2 protein-coding genes are annotated in these 1,143 nt (G+C 37.5%); both read left to right on the top strand.

The genetic code is table 11. The features are described from left to right. Positions 1–42: 42 nt before the first annotated feature. Complete coding sequence (locus ACFIME_RS03350; protein ID WP_375684483.1) at positions 43–531, top strand: hypothetical protein; 489 nt, start codon at positions 43–45, stop codon at positions 529–531. Between the two features lie 105 nt (positions 532–636). After that, the coding region (locus tag ACFIME_RS03345; protein ID WP_375684482.1) for a hypothetical protein at positions 637–1,143 on the top strand (507 nt) is incomplete at its 3' end.

Here is a 1,143-nt window from a genome sequence, read left to right as displayed (position 1 = left end):
ATCTCATTTAAAAATTTAAATCTCTATAAAGGAATTGTGCTCATGCAAAAGAAGTTTGCACTCACAAATGAAACGCGTGTAATTAATAATCATACCCTTTATCGCATTAAAGCATTAAAAGACTTTGCTGATGTTAAGGCTGGTGCCTTGGGTGGCTTTATTGAAAAGGAAGATAACCTCTCTCATGATGGCAATTGCTGGGTGTATGATGAGGCTCTTGTGTTTAAAAATGGTCACGTTTATGAAAATGCAAGAGTTTTTGGCAATGCTGTCACTTGTGGTCATATCTATGGTCATGCGCGGGTTTATGACAATGCTATCATTGCTGGCTATGTTTATGATAATGCCTATGTTTATGACAATGCTAGGGTTTATGAAAATGCTCGTATAGCAAATAACGTACATGTTTATGAAAATGCCAATATTCATGGCATTGCTGTTATTCGTGAAAATGTCGGCGGGTCTACTAAAATAAAAACCTATACTGAACGTCTCTCTCCTTATGGTGAATTAGAGATTGTCTGGGTCTAATTAATAAAGCAGCGGCGGGCGCGGCGGGGGCGCCTGCTTTCTAAGCAAATTTTCCATTTCAAATTTTAGCAAATGTTTATCACATTAAATTGTGAGGGTATCTCTATGTGCAAAAAATATGAATTAACCAGTGAAATCAAAAAAATCAAACATGCTCTTACTCGAAATATTATAAACCTTTATCGCATTAAAGCTTTAAAAGATTTTGATGATGTACAGGCGGGGTCTTTAGGCGGCTTTATTGAAAAGGAAGTTAACCTATCCCATGATGGTAATTGCTGGGTGTATGATGAGGCTTGTGTCTATGGTCATGCAAGAGTGTATGAAAATGCAAAAATACGCCATTTTTCTCAAGTCTGTGGTCAAGTTTATGGCAATGCTGAGGTCTATGGAAAAGCTTTTATCTCTCAATATGCTAAAGTTTATGACCATGCTTTTGTCTATAGCAATGCTCATGTTTATGGCAATGTTTATGGGTATGCTCATGTGAATGGTAGTGCCCGCATTCTTGCTGATGCTCATATTTATGATCATGCGCATGTTTCTTATGATGCTACGGTTTTTAGTTATGCACGCGTTTATGGTCATGCCAAGGTTTCTGGCTTGGCTTGT

Origin of the sequence: Bartonella sp. AP1QHHD (genome assembly GCF_042196265.1) — a bacterium.
Classification (GTDB): Bacteria; Pseudomonadota; Alphaproteobacteria; order Rhizobiales; family Rhizobiaceae; genus Bartonella.
The sequence above is the reverse complement of the archived record's forward strand: the minus strand, read 5'-3'. Positions and strand labels throughout refer to the sequence as shown.